Annotated in this window: 18 protein-coding genes; 7 read left to right on the forward strand and 11 right to left on the reverse strand. The window is 37.2% G+C overall.

The window, feature by feature from the left end; genetic code table 11:
• Positions 1-115: 115 nt before the first annotated feature.
• On the forward strand, positions 116-838 hold the full coding sequence (locus ACYT32_RS00315; RefSeq protein WP_395263945.1) for a GntR family transcriptional regulator: 723 nt from the start codon (positions 116-118) through the stop codon (positions 836-838).
• Positions 839-897: 59 nt separating this feature from the next.
• Here the strand turns inward: ACYT32_RS00315 and ACYT32_RS00320 are convergent, their stop codons facing one another.
• Together ACYT32_RS00320 and ACYT32_RS00325 are read right to left on the reverse strand one after the other, a co-directional pair.
• Positions 898-1,629 (reverse strand): GntR family transcriptional regulator, encoded by a 732-nt coding sequence (locus ACYT32_RS00320; RefSeq protein ID WP_395263946.1) that lies wholly within the window; start codon positions 1,627-1,629, stop codon positions 898-900.
• Between the two features lie 48 nt (positions 1,630-1,677).
• A complete protein-coding gene (locus ACYT32_RS00325; RefSeq protein ID WP_395263947.1) occupies positions 1,678-3,348 on the reverse strand; it encodes an alpha,alpha-phosphotrehalase in 1,671 nt (556 codons plus the stop codon).
• 283 nt (positions 3,349-3,631) lie between these two features.
• Between ACYT32_RS00325 and ACYT32_RS00330 the strand changes: the two genes are divergently transcribed.
• On the forward strand, positions 3,632-4,174 hold the full coding sequence (locus tag ACYT32_RS00330) for a GNAT family N-acetyltransferase (RefSeq protein ID WP_395263948.1): 543 nt from the start codon (positions 3,632-3,634) through the stop codon (positions 4,172-4,174).
• A 110-nt stretch (positions 4,175-4,284) separates the two neighbouring features.
• Here ACYT32_RS00330 and ACYT32_RS00335 read toward each other — a convergent pair whose 3' ends face one another.
• Together ACYT32_RS00335 and codA are read right to left on the reverse strand one after the other, a co-directional pair.
• Entirely contained in the window at positions 4,285-4,968 is a 684-nt protein-coding gene (locus tag ACYT32_RS00335; protein WP_395263949.1) for a GTP pyrophosphokinase, read from the reverse strand.
• Between the two features lie 55 nt (positions 4,969-5,023).
• The gene (gene codA, locus ACYT32_RS00340; RefSeq protein WP_395263950.1) at positions 5,024-6,256 is read right to left on the reverse strand and encodes a cytosine deaminase; all 1,233 of its coding nucleotides are present in this window, start codon (positions 6,254-6,256) and stop codon (positions 5,024-5,026) included.
• Positions 6,257-6,455: 199 nt separating this feature from the next.
• On the opposite strand from codA, the gene ACYT32_RS00345 reads away from it, so the two are divergent.
• A complete protein-coding gene (locus ACYT32_RS00345; protein WP_395264164.1) occupies positions 6,456-7,802 on the forward strand; it encodes a cytosine permease in 1,347 nt (448 codons plus the stop codon).
• A gap of 59 nt (positions 7,803-7,861) precedes the next feature.
• On the opposite strand, the gene ACYT32_RS00350 is transcribed toward ACYT32_RS00345, so the two are convergent.
• Positions 7,862-9,280 carry an MFS transporter gene (locus tag ACYT32_RS00350; RefSeq protein ID WP_395263951.1) on the reverse strand — a complete coding sequence of 473 codons (1,419 nt, stop codon included), beginning with the start codon at positions 9,278-9,280 and terminating at the stop codon, positions 7,862-7,864.
• Between the two features lie 71 nt (positions 9,281-9,351).
• Between ACYT32_RS00350 and ACYT32_RS00355 the strand changes: the two genes are divergently transcribed.
• Positions 9,352-9,879: a PadR family transcriptional regulator gene (locus tag ACYT32_RS00355; RefSeq protein ID WP_461793336.1), complete on the forward strand. Its 528-nt coding sequence runs from the start codon at positions 9,352-9,354 to the stop codon at positions 9,877-9,879.
• A 162-nt stretch (positions 9,880-10,041) separates the two neighbouring features.
• On the opposite strand, the gene ACYT32_RS00360 is transcribed toward ACYT32_RS00355, so the two are convergent.
• Positions 10,042-11,370, reverse strand: coding sequence for an enolase C-terminal domain-like protein (locus tag ACYT32_RS00360; RefSeq protein WP_395263953.1), 1,329 nt, complete (start codon positions 11,368-11,370; stop codon positions 10,042-10,044).
• Between the two features lie 97 nt (positions 11,371-11,467).
• Here ACYT32_RS00360 and ACYT32_RS00365 point away from each other — a divergent pair, with 97 nt between their 5' ends.
• Positions 11,468-12,379: a LysR family transcriptional regulator gene (locus ACYT32_RS00365; protein ID WP_395263954.1), complete on the forward strand. Its 912-nt coding sequence runs from the start codon at positions 11,468-11,470 to the stop codon at positions 12,377-12,379.
• 14 nt (positions 12,380-12,393) lie between these two features.
• Here the strand turns inward: ACYT32_RS00365 and ACYT32_RS00370 are convergent, their stop codons facing one another.
• Together ACYT32_RS00370 and ACYT32_RS00375 are read right to left on the reverse strand one after the other, a co-directional pair.
• Positions 12,394-13,521: a lactonase family protein gene (locus ACYT32_RS00370; protein ID WP_395263955.1), complete on the reverse strand. Its 1,128-nt coding sequence runs from the start codon at positions 13,519-13,521 to the stop codon at positions 12,394-12,396.
• A gap of 14 nt (positions 13,522-13,535) precedes the next feature.
• The gene (locus ACYT32_RS00375; protein WP_395263956.1) at positions 13,536-14,756 is read right to left on the reverse strand and encodes a mandelate racemase/muconate lactonizing enzyme family protein; all 1,221 of its coding nucleotides are present in this window, start codon (positions 14,754-14,756) and stop codon (positions 13,536-13,538) included.
• Between the two features lie 296 nt (positions 14,757-15,052).
• Here ACYT32_RS00375 and ACYT32_RS00380 point away from each other — a divergent pair, with 296 nt between their 5' ends.
• Positions 15,053-16,042 carry a hydroxyacid dehydrogenase gene (locus ACYT32_RS00380; RefSeq protein WP_395263957.1) on the forward strand — a complete coding sequence of 330 codons (990 nt, stop codon included), beginning with the start codon at positions 15,053-15,055 and terminating at the stop codon, positions 16,040-16,042.
• 16 nt (positions 16,043-16,058) lie between these two features.
• The gene (locus ACYT32_RS00385; protein ID WP_395263958.1) at positions 16,059-17,456 is read left to right on the forward strand and encodes an SLC13 family permease; all 1,398 of its coding nucleotides are present in this window, start codon (positions 16,059-16,061) and stop codon (positions 17,454-17,456) included.
• A 90-nt stretch (positions 17,457-17,546) separates the two neighbouring features.
• Here the strand turns inward: ACYT32_RS00385 and ACYT32_RS00390 are convergent, their stop codons facing one another.
• From ACYT32_RS00390 to ACYT32_RS00400, 3 genes are all read right to left on the reverse strand, one after another.
• Positions 17,547-18,395 carry a DegV family protein gene (locus tag ACYT32_RS00390; RefSeq protein ID WP_395263959.1) on the reverse strand — a complete coding sequence of 283 codons (849 nt, stop codon included), beginning with the start codon at positions 18,393-18,395 and terminating at the stop codon, positions 17,547-17,549.
• Positions 18,396-18,400: 5 nt separating this feature from the next.
• Positions 18,401-18,934, reverse strand: coding sequence for a DUF1836 domain-containing protein (locus ACYT32_RS00395; protein WP_461793349.1), 534 nt, complete (start codon positions 18,932-18,934; stop codon positions 18,401-18,403).
• Positions 18,935-19,045: 111 nt separating this feature from the next.
• The gene (locus tag ACYT32_RS00400) at positions 19,046-20,674 is read right to left on the reverse strand and encodes an APC family permease (protein WP_395263961.1); all 1,629 of its coding nucleotides are present in this window, start codon (positions 20,672-20,674) and stop codon (positions 19,046-19,048) included.
• Positions 20,675-21,286 lie beyond the last annotated feature (612 nt).

Genomic DNA, 21,286 nt, shown 5'->3' on the forward strand with positions numbered 1-21,286 from the left:
CAACTTTGGAATATCTTTTTATAATTTTATTCCATTTTTAAGTAAATCAGGTTTAAATCATTTTCAATATAATATACTATTAAATAGTATTAACAATTACATTGGAGCGTTACTTATGACTGAAACTACTAACAAAGATATTTATCAAACACTTAAATCAAGAGTTATCAATGGAAAATATAATATCAGGATGCGCCTGCCTACCGAAGATTCACTCATTGAAGAATTTCATGTTAGTCGCTATTCCATCCACAAGGCCATCAAACAACTTTCCGATGAAGGTTTAGTTTATTCTGTTAAAGGTAAAGGTGTCGTGGTACTTGAACAGACTTCTCATGCCAACGAGATCAATCTGAGTCTTAGAGAAATTGACAGTATCCATGCCTTGAATAATGCTGAAGATGTCCATCGCGCAACGATCATAGCCGATTTCAAACAAGTTATCGTCGATGAGGACCTCAGCCACAAAACTTCCTTTGCAGTCGGCCTTCCCGTCTATGCAATCAAGCGAGTTCGTCGAATCAATAACAAAAATGCCGTCCTCGATATTAACTATTTCAATGCACAAGTTGTTCCGAATATTACTCCGGAGATTGCTAAAGAATCAATCTACGATTACATTAAAAATGTTTTACACATGAAAATTGCCGTGGTCAAACGCCAATTGAGGATCGAACACGCAAACCAAGTCGATTATGAAAATCTCAATCTTGGCATTAACAATTGTATTGGCAATATGGTTAGTTTTGCTTTTAACGATGATGGTAAGCAATTCGAATATACTGAATCTCACTTTATTCCTGATAATTTTATCTTCAACCAGATCATTAAATTCTAAAGCCAAGACTATGAAAAAGAGCTCTGTTTCCGTCAACGGGATCAGAGCTCTTTTACACTTTAATACGATTCAAAACCAACTAGTGAATAGTGGTTAGGAATATATTTTGTCTCAGTACATTCAAATAAATTACCTAGGTCGCTGTAAACATATTTTTTTAAGACGCCGACACAATTGGCATCTTCAAGATCCAAGTTATCGAATTCCTTCTTAGTTGCTGTCTCCACCGAAGCGATTGAACGTGCGGCCGCAATTTTAAAGAGGTCTTCATCACGAATATATTGATAAACAGATCCTTCAACATCAATAATCGAAAGGTTGGGCATACTCTCTTTTCTAAAGTAACTCGTATCGATCGCCATTGCTTTGCCATTGACCATTCTCAAACGTTCAACGTAAAAAGCTGTATCTCCGACGGTAAATGATGTGTGTTTGGACAGCTTATCATCAATTTCAACTTCTTTAAATTCTAAAACCTTCGTCGTCAATTTCTTGATGAATTTATTCTGAGGAAAACTCATGAGATCTTGAAAGCCAAAATGATTAGCGGCAGAAAAGATTACCCGATTATCAACGATTGGTTCCAAGACTACGACTCCACGTCCCTTAACTGTGTATACTAAGCCATCAGCTTGCAATTTTTTTAGGGCACGGCGAATTGTGTTCCGTGTAACACTGAACCGTTGTGACAAATCTTCCTCACCAGGTAAAATCGTCTTTGGAGGATAGACATTGCTGTCGATCTCTCCTTTTAAAATATGATAAATATCTGAATATAAATTCTTTGGCATAATGTCTCCTCAATTGGTACTACGTTTAATAAAGTTACCCTCTGCTAGTTAAACACTCCCCACAAGTGCTGTTTTTTTCTCCAACATGACTGCTTCATAAGGCCGTAAAATCACTTCTCCATTGTCAATTTCAATTCCCTCATAATTTCCCAACAATAAATTGAAACCGTCCAAGAGAGGCCTTCTTTGCTCTTGATCAGTAAAGTTAGCCATAACAATAATTTTACTCTTATCATCATATCTTTCATAACTATAAACGCTATTGTCTTGGGCATTCAGTAATCGATATGACCCTTCTGTTAATAATACCTTATTTTTTCGCAAGAAAATCAAAGCACGATAAAAATTAAAAATATTATTTTTCATTTTCAGAACTTTTTCGACAGAGTAGTCATCATGATACAGTGGCTTTAACCAAGGTTCTCCAGTGGTAAAGCCATAATATTTGCTTGAATCCCATTGCATTGGTAATCGAGAATTCTCACGCGACTTTTGTTGCAAGATCTTGATCGCCAATTTTTTATCAACGCCATTACTGATCATTTCGTTATAGGCATTGATCGATTCGTGATCTTTATATTGACTAATATCAGTAAAGTAAGCATTCTTCATGCCGATCTCATCGCCTTGATAAATATACGGTGTACCTTGCAATCCAAATTCGACCATCGCTAACAACTTTGCTGATTGATCACGATACTTGTCATCGTCAGTAAAACGAGAAATTGCTCGTGGCTGATCATGGTTGTTCCAAAATAGAGCATTCCAACCGCCTTGGGAATTCATCTTCACTTGCCAGTCGCTCAAGATCCTAGTTAAGTCAGTCAAATTATAGTGACCCAGAGTCCATTTATTGCCCCCGGTGTAATCGACTTTAACATGATGGAAAGTGAACGCCATCGACAACTCTTGACGATTGGGATTGGTATACTTGACCGCTTCAGAAATGGGAGTCGAAGAAAGTTCTCCAACTGTTATAAACTTATTGGGTCCAAACACTTTCTCGTACATTTCATGAATATATTCGTGAACATGAGGTCCATTAGTATAGAAATTCCGACCATCATCCAAAGGCGTCGCAAATGTGTCATTGGGCAAGTTTTTGTCTTTAGAAATATTATTGATAACATCCAGGCGAAAACCATCGATACCCTTTTCGGCCCAAAACTTCAACATTTCAAAGATTTTTTGACGTAAGGCTTCATTACGCCAGTTCAAATCAGGCATTGTCACATCATAGAGATGCAAATAATACTGATCTAATTCTGGTACATATTTCCAAGCACTGCCACTGAATTTAGAAACCCAGTTATTTGGCTCATGACCATCAACGGGATCGCGCCAAATATAAAAATTATGGTAAGGATTATCTTTAGACTTCAAAGCTTCCTTGAACCAATGATTCTCATTTGAAGTATGATTCAATACCATGTCCATAATGATCTTGATATCACGCTTGTGTGCTTCCTTCAATAGATTTTCAAAGTCATCCATGGTTCCAAATACTGGATCAATTTGGTAATAATCGGCAATATCATAACCATTGTCATTTCCTGGTGAACGATACATTGGTGTCAACCAGATCAAACCGATTCCCAATTCTTGCAAGTAATCTAGGCGCGAAATGATACCATTGATATCACCGATTCCGTCACCATTAGAGTCTTGAAAACTGCGGGGATAAATTTGATAGACAGTTTCCTTTTGCCATTCTTTCATATAAATGTTACTCCTCAATTTAAAATTACTTTTTTTTCTACTTAACGCCGTCAAGTTTATAATATGTTTATACAACTGTCAAACTGATTAAAAATTCCAATTTCATACATCATTATATTATTATTTTGCATATTATTGAATAATAAACATTTCAATCAAATAATATGTAAACCCTATGCCAGTAACATATGACACCGCCAGCAAAATTTAAAAATAAAATTGTTTACACGGGCGTCAGAATAGTTTATATTCTAGTTCTAATTTAATAATGGAGATAAGAAGGATGCGTCAAATTACAACAGAGAGATTAATCATTCGTCCGATTCAATTGAAGGACTTTGATGAATTACAAGCGATTTTGTTGGACCCAAAGGTCGTCCGTTACACTCGATATCGTGACGTCAAAACGCCAACTAATTTCACTGCGATTTTTGAAAGCCATTTTTATAATACGGCTTATACATTTGGAATCGAAACAAAAGATGAACACAAGTTGATCGGTTTCTATGAATTCCATCCTGAAAATACCACTGGTATTTTAACTTATGCTTTAGCACAGAGTGCCTGGGGTCATGGCTATGTGGCTGAAGTTGGTAGTGCCATGATGGGTTATGGCTTCAACAATTTGAATTTCGAACGAATCGAAGCCCATTATGCAAGTACCAATACCCGCTCCGGTTTAGTAATGAAAAAGATGGGCATGAACGATCTAGGATTATTAGGAACCTTCCCCTCACCTCATACTGGCGAAGTTCGACAATTAATGGCCTATGAGTTGACTAAAACTGATTGGTTAATGGGACACGACACCGAAGCAGCAGTTTAATGAAGAAATCTTTATCTATCTATTTAAATCGTCCCATTATCAACAAAGTTTACCAAAGAGTAAAAGTGTATTGAATTTTCCAATTCAATACACTTTTTTTGTGAAATTATTTAAATTAGTGTCTTATGAATTTCCTGCATACCACGTTCAATCTGCTCCAATTCGGCCGCGTAATCTTTCAATTGACCGCCATATTGGTCGACTAATGCTTGATCGGCATCAGTTTTGTAGCGCAACTTATGTTCCAAACTGGCCCACATATCCATACCCACAGTACGAATCTGTATCTCAACTGGTATATCAATTGTTCCACTCGCCTGAAAGACGGGAACTTTAACTACAATATGCAAGCTGCGATACCCACTAGGCTTAGGATCTTTAATATAATCCTTACGTTTTAAGAGCGTTACGTCAGTCTGATCAGTCAATAATTTCTCGACTTTGTAAATATCATCACGGTAATTGGTAATCACTCTAATTCCGGCAATATCAAAGATATGTTCTTTAATACTGTCAGCGGTCAGCGGATAGCCTTTACGTTCAGCTTTTTGGAGCAGGCTTTGCAGATCTTTCATTCTTGATTCCATGTGATGAATCGGATTGTAATCGTAGTTGACTTGAAACTCTGAATCCAAGTTCTCTAACTTAGTACTGATTTCTTTTTGACCTGCTTGATACAGTTGATACAGCTTGATCAACTTGGTTAGTTCCTCAATGTTAGGCTGATTGCTGAGGCCGCCTAATTGTGATTGTAACTTCTTTACATTAATCACACTAGATTTTTCTAATATCATTCGTTCATCCCTATTCTTAAAATCGTAAACTCAAGACATTAATATCGTGAATTATTTAAATATATAATTCTGTTTCAGCGGGTTTTGTTTTACCGATAACTTTGCCGTTACGAACTGATAATAAGACTGGTGCCTTACGGTTCAAAGCTTCATAGAACGTATGAGCATTCATCAAAACAAAGTTAGCTGGTTTGCCGATTTCGATGCCATATTGATCTTGAACTTGCATGATCTTAGCACTATTAATGGTAATAAATTTGTATGAGTCCATGATTTGCTGATGGCCCATCATTTGAGTAGCATGTAATCCTTCAGCCAAAACATCCAGCATACTGCCGTTGCCCATGGGATACCATGGATCTTTAATGTCGTCTTCACCGAAGCCAACATTGATACCTTCAGCGTTCAATTCTTTAACTCGGGTTAAACCACGACGTTTTGGATAGGTATCGAATCTCCCGCCTAAGTACATATTGACTAGCGGATTGGAGATAAAGTTCATCTGCGACATCTTCAAAAGACGCATCAATTTATACATATAAGCATCGTTATACGAACCCATAGCGGTGGTGTGTGAAGCCGTCACACGTTGTCCCATACCGCTTTCATAGGCTAAAGTAGCGATGGTCTCCAAACTTCTAGAACTTGGATCATCGATTTCATCAGTATGTGCATCAAACAACAAGTCATTTTTTTGAGCTAGGTCAAAAGCAAAGTGCATCGATTCAACACTATATTCACGATTGAATTCATAATGTGGAATTGCCCCGACAACATCAACACCTAATTTAACCGCCTCTTCCATCAGTTCCTTACCGTGTGGATAGGACAAGATTCCTTCTTGAGGGAAAGCAACTAGTTGCAGAGTCATCCAATCTTTAACACTTTCACGAACATCGATCAAAGCTTTCAGAGCTTTCAAACTAGGGTCAGTTACATCCACATGGGAGCGGACATATTGAATTCCGTGAGTTGCTTGCATTTTCAAAGCAAGAATTGCCCGTTCTTTAACATCTTGATAGGTCAAACTCTTTTTACGTTCTGACCAAATGCGAATTCCATCGAATAAAGTTCCGTTTTCATTCCACTCTGGTTGTCCGGCTGTCAAAGCACTATCCAGATGCACATGTGGATCAACGAATGGTGGTAGAACTAATTTTTCATGACCAGCAATCACTTCTTCATCACCCTTAGGCGTCAGATGATCGGCAATCTCAGTAAATTTTCCATCTTCGATTCTGATATCTTGAGCAGGTTGATTTTCAATTCTGACTTGTTGTAATAACATCACGCTACACTCCTTCAAATTTTGATATAGTATACAATTTTTTAATTGACAATGCCAAATTTCTCCCTTAAACTTACAGCAATATATCTTTTTAAAAGCAGTCCAGAGAGGCTGACAAAAGAGCGGTAAATTTGATAATTGAGGGACTGCTCACTTTACGTGCGGTCCTTTTTTACTGCTCAAGATTATGGGGGTTATGATGGCTAATAAAGAACATATTCAAGCAACAACACCTGATCAAAGAGCAATGTCGAAGTGGGACATGTTTGCCACCTGGATCGGGGCTAATGCTAACAACGGGACTTGGTACATCGGTGGGGTAATTGCCGCAGTCGGTTTGATCAAAGCTTCAACACTCTTGGTGATCGTCGGCTCATTATCTTACGTCTTGTTAGGCCTAGCTTCGTATATGGGTTATAAAACTGGCTTACCGGCGATGGTTTTGACCCGGCCATCCTTTGGCGTGAAAGGTTCGATCATTCCTTCAATCGTCAATGTCGTCCAATTCATTGGTTGGGCAGCCATCAACACGTTTATTGCCGCAACCTCGATCAGTATCATCTTAAAAGACATCCTAGGTTGGAATAATTCTTCATTCCATAATCAATTCAGTATTATCATTGGGATTGTCGTCATGTCCATTCTACATCTAATCTCCATTTCATTAGGAGAAAAATCAGTTAAATGGATCGAACGAATCGGTATTATTCTAGTTATCGTTTTAGTAACTTGGGAATCAGTCGTCGTCTTAAAAACAGTTCCCTTTAACGATATCGTAAAATATCAACCTGCCGCCAAATTCCAATTGCCTAGTGGTAAAATCGTCGATATCCTAGCTGCCTTTAATCTGGCCTGGGTAACGGCGGCGGCTGACTTCAGTCGTTTCACCAAAGATAAACAGGCAGCTACAACAGCTTCATTCTTCGGTGCTAATATCGGACTATTCTGGTTTGCCTTTATTGGCTTGATTGCCACGATTGCCACAGCCATCACTATTAATAAATTTGATCCTAACAATGCTGACCCTAGTACGATTGCCGCCAAACTTGGCCTTGGTATCTTGGCGATGTTAGTCATCGTTATCACGAGTACTACTGCCAATGCCGTTAACTTAATGGCCGCTGGTTCAGCTTTAACTAATATCTTTCATCGCCTAAAACTGACTCCAGCTCTTTGGATCGTAACCTTAGTCGCTACAGTCATGACTTTCATCCCTGTTTATGTGGCCAGCTTCCTGACTACTTTTGAAACCTTCCTGGATGGAATCGGAATGTTTCTGGGACCTGAAATTGCTATCTTCTTGATTGACTTCTTTTTCATCAAGAAACAAAAGTATCAAGTTGATCAATTTTCCAAACCGAATGGGACTTATTGGTACTCTAAGGGTGTCAACCTCGTAGCCATTGTCACTTGGGCAATCGGTGTCGCCAGTTATTTAGGACTCAACCAACTTAGCTTTATCGTGAATACAGTCGGAGCAACTTTCCCTGCTATGATCATCACTGCTTTATGCTATTTTGTAGCTGCTAAAATGTCTGCAAAATAGCCCACAGTAAAATAGGCCTGTCATTACACTTGCACATGTAATGACAGGCCTATTTTCATTTATTTTCGACTAATTCTTTGGTGCCATAAAAAGATTCCTATTAGTAAAACCACACTGACAAAACAAGAAAAGCCAAATGTAACATGCATTCCGTCGATAAATAATTGCGGATCACTTGTTAAATACGATTTGACCCGACTGCCATGAAAAATCGACATTGAACTGAAAAGCAGAGTCGTCGACATCGTTGAACCAACTACCATACCCACCGTTCTCGCCAAGCTGTAAACACTACCTGCCGAACCATAATCTTTTTCAGAGACATTACTCATAACTAAGACATTATTAGGTGAATGAAATAATCCGTTACCTAATCCTGCCAAGGCAGCACCTATTGCAAAAATCAAAATGGTATTATTCAAATTACTCATGACATAGAAAATCTGACCAAAACTAATTATCGCTAATCCCAATAAAGTTATTTTAAAAGGATCATGATGATCCGCCAATGAGCCAGAAATTGGAGCAATAAATAATTGTACGACTGGAAAAATCAAGAGAAAGAAGCCACTAAATAGTGGGCTAAAGGCACGAGCATTTTGCAAATAAAAGGGTGCTAATACGTCAAAAAAGAAATCAACGATAAATACCATAAAACAAGCTAACAATTGCATACTAAACCAAGCATTTTTAAATAATGACACTGGTAAAATGGGATCTGCCTGTTTGATTTCATAATGATACAACGCAACTAATAATAATAATCCGACAATCATTAAACAAATAATTCGCCAATCAGTCCATCCCCATTGTTGAACCAATAAAATACCTATGAAAACACTGGTGAAACCAGTTAAAAGCATAATTGAGCCAATTGAATCAAAACTATTATTGGCAAACACTTTATCCAATTCACTAGGCAAATATTTGAATAAAATAATCGAGGCAAAAATACCAATCGGCACGTTCAACCAAAAAATAATATGCCAAGAAAAAAAGTTTAATAAAATACCGCCTAAGCTTGGGCCAACGATCCCTCCTAGGGATACAAATGAACCCATCCAGCCTAACGCTTGTCCCCGTCTGTTTTCAGGGAAAAGTTCCACAATGATACCGTTAGAAGTTGCCATCGTCATTGCCGCACCAATAGCTTGTAAACTTCGAGAAACTATTAGAGTCCACCAGTTAACTGATAAAGCACAAAAAGCAGAACTGATGAGAAAGATCATTGTTCCCCATTTAAAATACTTTATCTTGCCAAACTTATCCCCTAACTTTCCAAAAATCATCAAAGTACTGCTTAAAACAATCAAGTACATGGTTACGACCCAATTGATCAAACTCATATTAGTTTGCAATGCTTTACTCAGAACTGGTAATGCCACAGTTACAATACTACTATCAAGTGTAGACATGAATGTGACAATCCCAATCCCAATCAAAATCATCGTCAAATTTTTACTCTTCACTTGTTCCATAATCCGCCTCAATACTATATATTAATATATATAGATTAATATATAAATATTAATTATTAAAGGAGATTTATATGGCACGTTTCAATACTTTACAATATATGATTTTAGGTTTATTGAGTCGAAAACCAATGACCGGTTACGATATTAAGCAGACTTTTGATCAAGAAAAAGCTGAATTCTGGACCGCTCCTTTTAGCCAAATTTATCCTGAACTTAACCGTCTTTTAAAGGCCGAATTGATTGCCTTAATAATGCCCAAAGAAGCTTCTCGAAAAAAGACTTATCAATTAACTGCCGACGGTCACACTTTGTTTAAAGAATGGCTTCTAGCACCCTTAAATCAAGGTAATACCCAATTAGATAACGATAATTTTATTTTGAGGTTGCACTTTTTAGGTTCAACAGATGAAAAAGTTTTAAAACATTTACTAAATTTGCGCTGTCAGACACTCCGAATTGAAGTAGCTCAATTGGAATTAGAATTGAACGAGGTGGTTAACCACCCTGAACAATTAGGAAGACAATTGATCATTGAGAAAGAATTAACAAATAAGAAGGCTGAATTAATCCTCTGGCAAAAACAATTTCAAGATAATTAAGCTATATCTTAATATCCCGGGTACTTGGTTTTATTGTATTGCACAAACTTTACGCTATTAAAAAATCCCTCCATGAATATCAAATGAATTTATTTCATCTGACAATCATAAAAGGATTATCGCAACTAGTAATTGCGGGGTATTATTTCATTTACTTTCTAATTATCTAACCATTGATGGTTTCTTTGGATCAAATTTCCAATTTGGAATTAAGAATTGCATAGCCTTTGCATCATCACGTGCCCCCAGTCCTTTTTCAACATACAATTCGTTAGCTTGTTTAATCTTATCAAGGTCAATTTCAACTCCTAAACCTTCATTAGTTTTAGGAACCGTCAACTGACCATTTTCAATCTTATATGGATTCTTAGTAAGATTTTGACCATCTTGCCAAATCCAGTGAGTGTCAACGTCATAAACACGACCAGGAGCAGCAGCGGCAGCATTGGCAACCATTGCTAAAGAGATGTCAAAGTGATTATTTGAGTGAACTCCCCAGTTTAAGTTGAACTCATTACACAATTGAGCTACCCTTACAGCCCCTTCCATTGTCCAGAAATGTGGATCAGCCAATGGAATTGACACAGAGTTCAATGCAATTGCATGTGACATTTGTCGCCAATCGGTATCAACCATATTTGTAGCTGTAGGCATGTGTGTAATTTGCTGGAATTCTGAAAGGATCTCTCGACCAGAAAAACCATCTTCACCTCCACATGGATCCTCAATATAATGTAAAATGCCTTTCAATTCATCGGCATAATGAATGGCTTGTTTCAATGACCAAGCACCATTTGGATCTAAATCAAGTTTGGCATTTGGAAATGCTTCATGCAGAGCTTTAATTGCAGCAACTTCATCTTCGCCATCAAAGACTCCACCCTTGAGCTTAAAGGTTTTGAATCCATACTTGTCATAAGCGGCCTTGGCCAATTTGACAATCGATTCTGGATCCATGGCTGGTTTACGCCGTAGCTTACCCCAATCACTAGTTGTATCATCATCTTGTAAGTAAGGCATATCTGTTTTACTGGTATCGCCTACATAAAATAAATATCCTAAAACTCCGACTTTTTCACGTTGTTGACCATCTCCCAATAATGCGGCCACAGGAACATGAAAATGTTTACCTAATAAGTCTAGGAATGAAGTTTCGATAGCCGTTAGTGCGTGAACCATAATTCGTTGATCAAATGTCTGTTGTCCACGGCCACCCTTGTCCAAATATGAAAACTTCTCTTTGACTTTTAAAAGAACATCCTTATATTCACCGATTGTTCTTCCCACGACTAAATCTTTTGATTGATTTAAAGTATCAGTGATCTTTTGACCACCAGGAACTTCACCAACACCGACTTGACCTTCATTAGTAGTTAAAACAACAATATTTCTAGTAAAGTATGGGCCATGAGCTCCACTTAGGTTTAATAACATACTGTCATAACCCGCAACTGGATATACATCCATCTTTTCAATTTTTGGAATATTCATAATTTTCTCCTTGTCTAATTAATGATGAATAAAAGCAACAATGGTTCATGTATAATATTAAGTGTTAAAGTTTTTTATTTAATTTGGGAGTAGTTTAATGGAAATTAACCGGCTTAAAACTTTTTTATCTGTCGCCAGAAATGGTAGCTTCAAATCCGCCGCTGAAGAATTATTTCTTTCACCACGAGCAGTTTCAAAACAGATGGATCAGATTGAAAATGAACTGGGAATCTCACTATTTGAGCGAAAGAAAAATAGTACTAAATTAAATCGTGCCGGCAAGCAATTCGTCGTAACAGCACAAGATATTATCAATACCTATGATGATGCTTTAACTAAAATTAAAACTATCAATGAAAAACTAACACCAATCTTAAGAATCGGATTTTCATCGCTAAATCAGACGGTGATTCTAGAAACCGTAATTGCCCCTTTTATGAAAAAATATCCTAAAATCAAGCTTGAATTAAAAGAGGAAAGCGGTATTCGCTTAATCAAACTATTGAAGGCAAATAATTTAGACTTCGCAGTCACTCCGTATTACAATCTATCCCGTGAAAACGCCGACTTCATGTCTATGAAGATGATTAAATTGGCTGAAGGTGAATTAATGATTGGTGTCAGCGTCAATAACCCTTTAAGTCAAAAAGATTCTGTGAGCTTGGATGAAATAAAACACATGAAAGTACTTTACTACAGTTCCTCTGAATCATATTACTTAAGAGAAGTTTTTCTCGATAAATTTGAAGGTTTCCTCACACCTGAACAAATCAGCCGGGTTTCATCATTAGAACAACGTGACATGTTGGTTGCTTCTAATAATGGAGTTGGTTTCTATCCAAGTCCCTTTTTATCTAAAGAAAAAGCTCAGAATCCCATGATAAAATTTCTCAAAATCACAGACAACGTCAACAAATATTATGCTTCAGCTTTCTTATACCGACCTACCAATAAAAATCCATCACTTAAAAACTTAATTTCTGAATTGGAGAGAAGAAATTTCAAATAATTTCTTCTCTTTTTTTATGCCAAAAAATCTGTTGCTTCAAGGACCCGAACACAAGCATCATGTTTAATATCAGTTTGAGCAATGCTTAAATAACCATACTTTTTATCTCGATTGAAGAGAATCAGATCATTAGTATTTTGATTTGCACAAAGTAAGAAGTCGCCGTCTTTACTCAAGCTAAAGTCTCGTGGAAAAATACCCTCTGTTTTAATGTTTTGAATTTTTTCTAGATGTTGCCCTCCATCTAAAACCTTATAAACAGTAATAGAATCATGTCCACGATTTGAAATATACAAGAACTTCTCATCGTTTGACAATCTAATAGCGGCCGAACCGCTATGACCAACGTAACCTTCCGGAATATTAGAATAATCTTCAATTCTGCTCAATTCGCCATTTTCATGGTTATACTCAACGACACCGACACGGCTTGACAATTCTCCTAAAACATAAATGTAGTTTGTTTTCTTAGCAATCGCCAATTGACGGGGTCCAAAACCTGGTTTAGTTTCAAACGTTGATTTTAAAGTTAATTCGGCTGTATCAAAATTAACATCAAAAATGAACAATTTATCACAACCCAGTCCACAAACAATCAATCTTCCATCTGGTAATTCTCTTGCAAAATGGATATGAGCATGATCTTGTTCAACGAGTGGACCATGGCCCTCTATTGGATAAGTATGGCTTTCAGTAATCTCATATCTATCATTCATCTTAAAAGTATGAATAGCATTAGTATTATAGTTTGCAGCAAACAAAACCTTGTGTTCACTGTCAATTGAAATATATGAAGGCACTGTATAGGGTAACTCATTCCAAAAATAGAGATTCTTAGCCGCATCATACGCTTCATAGGATCCATGCTTCTTAGGCAAATAACTAGTAGAAATTAATTTGCCGGACTTAATGTCAACAATACCTACTCCTCCTTGATTACCATCTTTAGTCAAAACTGTCGCAATTTTTCCATCTGTCTGTGAATAATTTAGAAATGCTGGATTGTCAACCTTGGCTAATAAACTTATATCCGTAATTTTCTTTTTATCGGTATCAAGCGTAGCAATATACATACCTTCTGATTGATTGTTGGGCGTATAACTATTTTCTGTATAACCACCTAAAATAAATTTATCTTTCATTTTAAAAGCCTCCGTTATTTAATAGTTACTTTCTTGCATTGAGCAATAACTTCAGGTTTCAATTCTTGACCAATACCAGGTCTATCTGGAATATCAATGAATCCATTAACTGGCTGATAATCGTCATATTTACATGTAGAACGGTCTTTAGCATTGATTGCACGCTGATAAACTTCATGAATTAAGAAGTTGGGAATAACTGCCTCAACTTGAAGAGCTGCGGCAATTGCAATTGGACCTCCACAGACATGAACCTGAGCATTGACATCATATGTTTGTGCCATATCACAAATCTTTTTTGCCTCGGAAATTCCACCAGCTAAACATAGATCTGGTTGAGCAACTGCGATAGAACGGTCTTCAAAGAATTTTCTAAAGCCCCAGCGTGTGAAAACTCTTTCACCAGCTGCTATTGGAATATTAACTTTCCTCGAAACCTCCAAAGTATTGTCAGGATTCAACGTATTAACTGGTTCTTCATAATAAAGAATATTCAAATCTTCAAGTGCTTGCCCAATTTTAATAGCGGACGTTGTATCTGAGTTGGCATGCATATCAATAATTATGTCCAGATCATCTCCACCAACTTCACGCATGGCTTTAACACGATCATAGGCCACTTTAATTACATGTTGTGACACTGTTCCTTTGGTTGTCCATTCTCTTCCGCCGTCTGGCTGATCACTCAACATTATGGGATCAAATTTTAATGCGTCGTAACCTTCAGACAAGACTTTCTTCGTTACTTCAGCATAATCTTGTGGCGTTATCAACTTTAGTTTATCAATGTGCTCGCCCCAGTTATACTGCAATTGACTAGCATACGCTCTGAGATGATCATTAGTTTTACCCCCAAGAATCTCATAAGTTGGAGCATTGTAATATTTACCTTTGATATCCCATAATGCAATATCAATAGCACTTATAGCTGCATTAACAACAACACCACCAGCAATCCCCCAATAAGTTGTACTAAAAAGTTTATTCCAGATCTTTTCAATATTTAGTGGATCTTCACCAATAATTACCTGGCTAAAGTCTTGCAGCATACCAAAACCACCACGCCAACCTTTACCGTAAGCCAAACCGGCCTCACCAAAACCACAAATATCGGTATCAGTATTAATTCTGATTACTAGTGGACACCAATCTTCCTTAGACCCTTGACCATTACCACTAAAACTAGGATCTTCACTTGGAACCTTCATAATATCAACGCTAACAATCTTCATCATTTTCCCTCCGTTCGTTTTACATTGTGCAACTATTTTCAAATTAATTGTAGTTACATTTTTCACTAATGCACAGTTCAACTATTTACCCCTGCTGAACTTTTTGTTCATATTTTTGGTTATTTTATTTTTGTAAGGGGTTGCAAAACCAAACAAATTCATTCTTCAAGTATTTTATATGTAATATTTAGTTCGTCTGGGGTCCATTTGGTGACTGTAATATAGTGAAAAAAATAACTATAATTGTCATTGAAATCGAGTTAGTGATATACGTAACTTTTCTAGGAGGTTTTTACATTATGAAGAAGGTTTTGTTAAGCGAAAAGATTGACGATAAAGGAATCAAGCTTCTTGAGGATAACGGTTTCGACGTTCATGTTTCTGCTGGAACCGATATTGAAACGATGAAAAAAGAAATTAAAGACGCATATGCCGTAATTATGCGTTCATCAGAATTGCCTGCGGAGGTAATTGATGCTGGCGAACAACTTAAAATTATTTCACGTAATGGTACCGGTATAAATAATGTAGATGTTGATGAGGCAACTAGAAGAAATGTTTTAGTTGCTAAGGTCAACGGTGCAAATGCTTTTGCAGTTGCGGAATATGTTATGACCACTATGCTAATGCTCAGTAGAAAAGTTCTAGATTCTAATAGATTGATCCATGAAAAGAAAGATCAACTAGCCGAGATTGGTTCACTGCCTGGATTTTCAACTCAATTCTCACTAAACGGCAATGAATTACGAGGTAAAACTTTAGCTATCTTAGGTTTAGGAAAAATTGGTCAGGAGCTTGTTAAGTTGGCCCAAGCTTTCGGCATGAATGTCGTAGGATATGATCCATATTTGAAAAATTCACCTATAAAACTCTACAAAAACTTAACTGACATCTATCCAGTTGCAGATTTTCTGTCCATCAACATGCCACTGACATCAGAAACAAAAAATATGATCACTGCTAATGAAATGACTAAAATGAAAAATTCAGCTTTCATTATTAACTCAGCTCGTGGTGGAATTATTAATGAAAAGGACTTAGCAAATGCCTTAAATTCAGGAACTATCGCAGGTGCTGCCATTGATTCCTTTAATCCTGAACCACCAGCTCCAGACAACCCATTATTTACAAGTAAAAATACTATTTTGACGAGTCATATGGCCGGTACGACAGTTGAAGCTAACCAAGCACTCGGACTAGGTGCTGCACAAGCAATAATTGACTTTCAAAACGGTAAAACGCCAGAATTTCCAGTTAATCAAGAAGCTTTAGCATCGAAAAATAAATAACAAGAGGTAACCCACTATGAAACACAAAAAGTTAATTGCCGGCATAGTTGGGATCGTTCTTGGAGTTATTATCACATTCTTTATTCCAACTCCTCATGGTCTAACACATGCAGGTATGATTGTTTTGGCTTCTCTAGTCACAGCAAATATCTTCTGGATTTTTAATGTTATTCCTAGTTTTGCCACTGGTTTGTTAATGCTATCTTCTTGGGTCGTTTTAGGCGCTGTTAAATTTGAAGTTGCTTATCAAATTTTTTCCACAACGACGATGTGGATTATTATTGGAGGTCTAGGCTTAGGTGCTGCCGCCACCAAAACTGGTTTAATCAAACGTATTGCTTTAAAAATCATGACTTTCTTTCCAGCTAATTTTAGGGGTCAAACACTTGCTCTATTTACAGCGGGTACAATTATTGCTCCTATGATTCCCAGTGCCCATCCCAAAACAGCTATGAGTACCCCTATTGCCAAGGGAATCAGCAATGCCTTGGGATATAAGCCTTTCGGTAAAGGCAGTTCAGGACTATTTCTTGCTGCACTCTGGGGGTTCTTTGTCACTGAAGCTAGTTTCTTAAGCGCTACAGCTCAAAACTATGCTTTCAAAGGATTATTACCTGCGAAAGCTCAAGCCCAATTGAACTGGGGAAATTGGTTTATCATGATGATCCCTTGGACTATCATTATTTTAATCGGGGGATATTTCTTATTGACCTTCTTATTCAAGCCTAAGGATGATAAGCCTGTTTCACGGGAATTTATTTCTAAACAATTGAATGAATTGGGTCCTATGTCACGTGAGGAAAAAATCACTGCGACTGTCATCCTAATAGCAATTGTCTTCTGGATTTTGGAATCAGTCTTCAATATCCCTGCAGCTATTACTGCCATTATTGGTGTCAGTGTTCTTGTCGCATTAAAAGTTTTGACTCCGGAGGATTTCAAGACTCGATTAAGTTGGAACACCATCATCTTTATTGGTACCGTTATGGCCTTAGGTAATGTCATGCAATCAGCTGGATTAACAACTTGGTTGAGAAAAATCTTAGCTCCAGCTATTTCACCAATTATCGATAATATCTACATTACGGTAATCGCCTTGCCTATCATTATTTATCTATGTAAGTTTGTTGTCGTATCTTTGATTTCCACAGGTACATTGATAACGATTGGCCTGCTTCCATTCTTTTCACAAATGAGCTTTAGCCCAGCAATTATCGCCATCATTGTTACAACCAGCGTTAACGTCTGGATTCTATCTTACATGAACGCTCCTATATTAACTGGTAGTGCTGCTGTTCAAGATAGTATGGCTTCTCGTGGTGCAATGGCCAAATCATCTATCGGTTATATGATATTAAATATTATCGGTTTACTCGTTTGTGTACCTATCTGGCAATTAATGGGTATTGCTTAATTTGATCAAAAAAGCCGTCATTCCAAAAGGAGTGACGACTTTTTTTCATTCAATAATAAATTTAAATACAACTTAATCAACATTGATACTTTAGATTTTAACAATTCCAACACCGACTAAACCTGGTCCGGTATGAACTCCAAGCGCTGGCCCAACTTGTCCTAAAAATTCTTGTTGACCCTTAATGCCATTCTCATGCAATAGATCTAGCATTTTTTGACCACCTGCTTCATCAGCACCATGACCGACCGCCAAGAGATATTTTTCATTATCATCTAAGAACTCTTCGGCAAAATTTAACATCATCTTTTGACCCTTTTTCATGCCACGAGCTTTAGCAGCAATCGTATAGGATCCATCGGTTTTACAAGTAATGATTGGTGCTAATTTCAACATCCCACCAACGGCAGCAGCTGTAGCACTGATTCGACCACCAGCTTTTAAATAAGTCAAAGTTGGAATACAGAAGTAAACTACCGTTTTGGTAATCATCTCTGCAACTTTACTGGTTACTTCAGCAAATGAATCGCCCTCATCGATCATATTCTTAGCACCGACGGCAATTAATCCTGCGGCTACCGCAACTTGTTTCGTATCAAAATAGGCGGTCGTGAAACGATCATCTTCATCTAGAAAAACTTTCAAGAAATTAAAAGTTCCACTTAAGCCAGAAGAAACTGAAATCGATACGATATGATCATATCCATCTTGAGCAATACGGTCTAAGGTTGTTTGAATTGAATCACCGGATGGCAAGGATGTTTTAGGTATCTCTACTGGTAATTGTTGATATACTTCTTCTGCAGAAATCTCGACCCGATCAAGATAAGTCTTGTCATGGTAAGCAATTTGCATTGGTAATTCGTAAATACCGGTTTTTTCAAGATATTCTTTTGGCAAATCACAACATGAATCTACCAATACAGCAATCTTTTCCATTATTATTAACTCTTTTCGTTTGAATTATGCTTTTCAATCATTAATGTCTTTTTCGTAACTAATTTCGTGGCAAAGGAAATCGTGGCCATTTCGACTAACAAATAAGCCGATGATTGATTTTTTTCAGATAAAACTTGTCCTTCTTCTCGATGGTTTAACATCTTCAAGGCTAACTCCTGTTTATCGCAGAAGAAATCATAAGCTTTGCCAATTCCACCATTCAACCTAGTTTGAACTTCCAATCCCTCTTGAATCTCATTGATTGATACAACTTGCTTTAAGAAAGTAATGGCAATCAAATAAGCCAAATGTTCACGAGTATAGCGCTTCTTTTCAGGATGTGGCAATAAGCCATTTTTAACATAGTTGTTGACCATCGAAGTCGTTACCACTGGACCATCTTCCAACCAAATTGGACCGATATACTTATCCACTAAAGTCAATAATTGGTCTCGATACAAATCCAACTCTGGTAATTCCTCAAATCTTGGTAACCGAAATTGTTCCATTTCATTCAACCATGCTGTTAATTCATCCATCATCTGCGCCCCTTTTATAATTACTGTTACAATCTATCATAGTTATCTTAACTATGCAATCTAGTTTTTAAAACTAGGTATAAAAATGTTTAAAAAAAAAAGCCTTGAATTCTATTCAAGACTTTCTTTCACATCATGTTCACGCCATCCCATCGCAATCACTAGGATGAGACCTACGGCGGTTAATAATATAATATAACCTACATTCCGATTGAAATTAATATCACCAAGATACAAATCTCCTAACAACGTTGCCAGTATCGCAACCCAAATGCCAAAACTTTGGATTTTGGTAAAAGCTGTGCCAGTTTGACTGCGTCTTTCCCGCTTCGTAATGTAAGGTAAAACGAATCCTAAACCTATTAAAACAATAATAGCTACAAAATTGATAACTAATTCATACCACCACATGGATGAGGCGAATGGAACATCTTGTGGTCCAACTGCGGCTATTGTGGCCACACCAGTTAAGATCAAGCACCACCAACCAACAGCCAATGATAATTTTTTGTTTTTAATGTATACATAGCCCGAACTGTACTTATCATCATTCATCCTGACCTTGATAAAGGACCAGAAGATCCAACAAGTAACACCCGGTGAAATAATACCGTTTAAATTCAATAACCAATTGAAAATATCTTTCATATTAGGTAGCAGGATACCTAATCCCATGATAAAGGCACTCAAACCAACGGTTAGAATGTACCCATTAATTGGTAAACCTGCGGAATTGGTTTTCCATAAGAATTTTGGCATGTAGCGATTGCCTGTATCGGAGATCAACATTCTAGTCATTGCATTCAGCAGAACTGCTAGCAAAGCGGCTAGATAGAAAATCTCGGTAAAAGCAAATAGATACATTAAAGTATTCCCCAGATGGAATCTCTCTCCTAAAGCTTGAAAAGCATAGTAGGAACCATTGATCTTCAAATCATCTGGTAAATGATAGGCGTTGAAAAATACTCCCAATGAGAATGAACCGAAGATTGTTAAAAATCCCGTCATAATCGACAACATGATCATTGCTTTAGGAAAATCATGATTAGGATTACGCATTTTCGTTACGAATGGGGCAATTCTTTCAGCACCATTGATTGCAAAAATCAAAAATCCTAAAGTTGTCAAATAATGCAAATTAAAAGTTGGGACAATCGTATGGAAAGTCAATGGTTTAGTGGCAATATGACCACCCATTGACAAGGCTGTGACCGTCATTAAAACAAATAAGACCGTCATACCAAACATTGCAATTCCACCGATAGTACTAAGTATTTCCAGCGAACGCTCGAAGCGGGATTGAATAATTATGAAAAAGATAAAGATCAAGAGTGTAAACAAAGCGAAGTGGCTATTAGACATTTGCGACTGCAACTTAGCATTCCCATTTACGACCCAACCTAAAGCGACCGCAATCGTATTCGCCGTATCAACGACGTAAGGAATCGAGGCAGCCCAATAAGTCCAAGCAGCAAAATAGCCTAAGAACTCTCCACTAGTTTCTCTGACCCATGATGTTAATCCTCCACCGTCATCATCAAAAGTTGACCCTAGTTGGCCTACCATCAATGAATATGGAATAACATACAAGAGAATCATAATTACCCAGGACGTGATAACGCCCATCCCCTGATTTTGGAAATTGTACGTTAGATCATCAAATCCAACTACAGTTACAAAATCCATAAGGGCCAAGACTGGCCAGCTAATGTATTTCTTCTTTGTCTCTAATTCTGTCATGGCGTTTTCCTCAAGTGAAAATAAATCATTCTTCCTAATTTATTCACCTAACGGTTACTTCAAATATACAATATTTTTAGCTAAATAGTTGAAAAATGATTCAAAAATATCAAAATTTTTAAAGCGCTTACTTACCCGACATGACCGCAATCTTGACGATTGACCTTTTGGTGTACATTATGGAAAATAAGCAACTCGAAATATTTTACCATAAAAAATCTGGGTGGGATATAGTAAGTTTACTGTTTTACAAATGGACTCTTTTTTGGGAGTGCAGTTATTTTGGTTCACTGCCGTCATCCGCTCCAGTTCTGGGGGATATGGAACGTGGTGGGCCGACTTGGAGCCCCTCAGCAAGCTGACGGTCTTCAAGCTCGACCGTTTACTAAATTGGCAAAAACCGCCAATTAAGTAAAATTTCACCACTGATATCCCCCAGAACTTCCGCTCCTGACTAGGGCTACTGCATATTTGATTTGTTAGTGATATGTATAGGAATCCTACGTTCCTTATTTAGCTTGGTAGGAGTGGAAGCTGGAAAACCTTGGTGCTTAAGAGCAAAAGATAAAAGACAAGACAAAAAATGTATTGAACTGACATATTCATATCAAT

The sequence above is a fragment of the Companilactobacillus sp. FL22-3 genome, assembly GCF_054881455.1.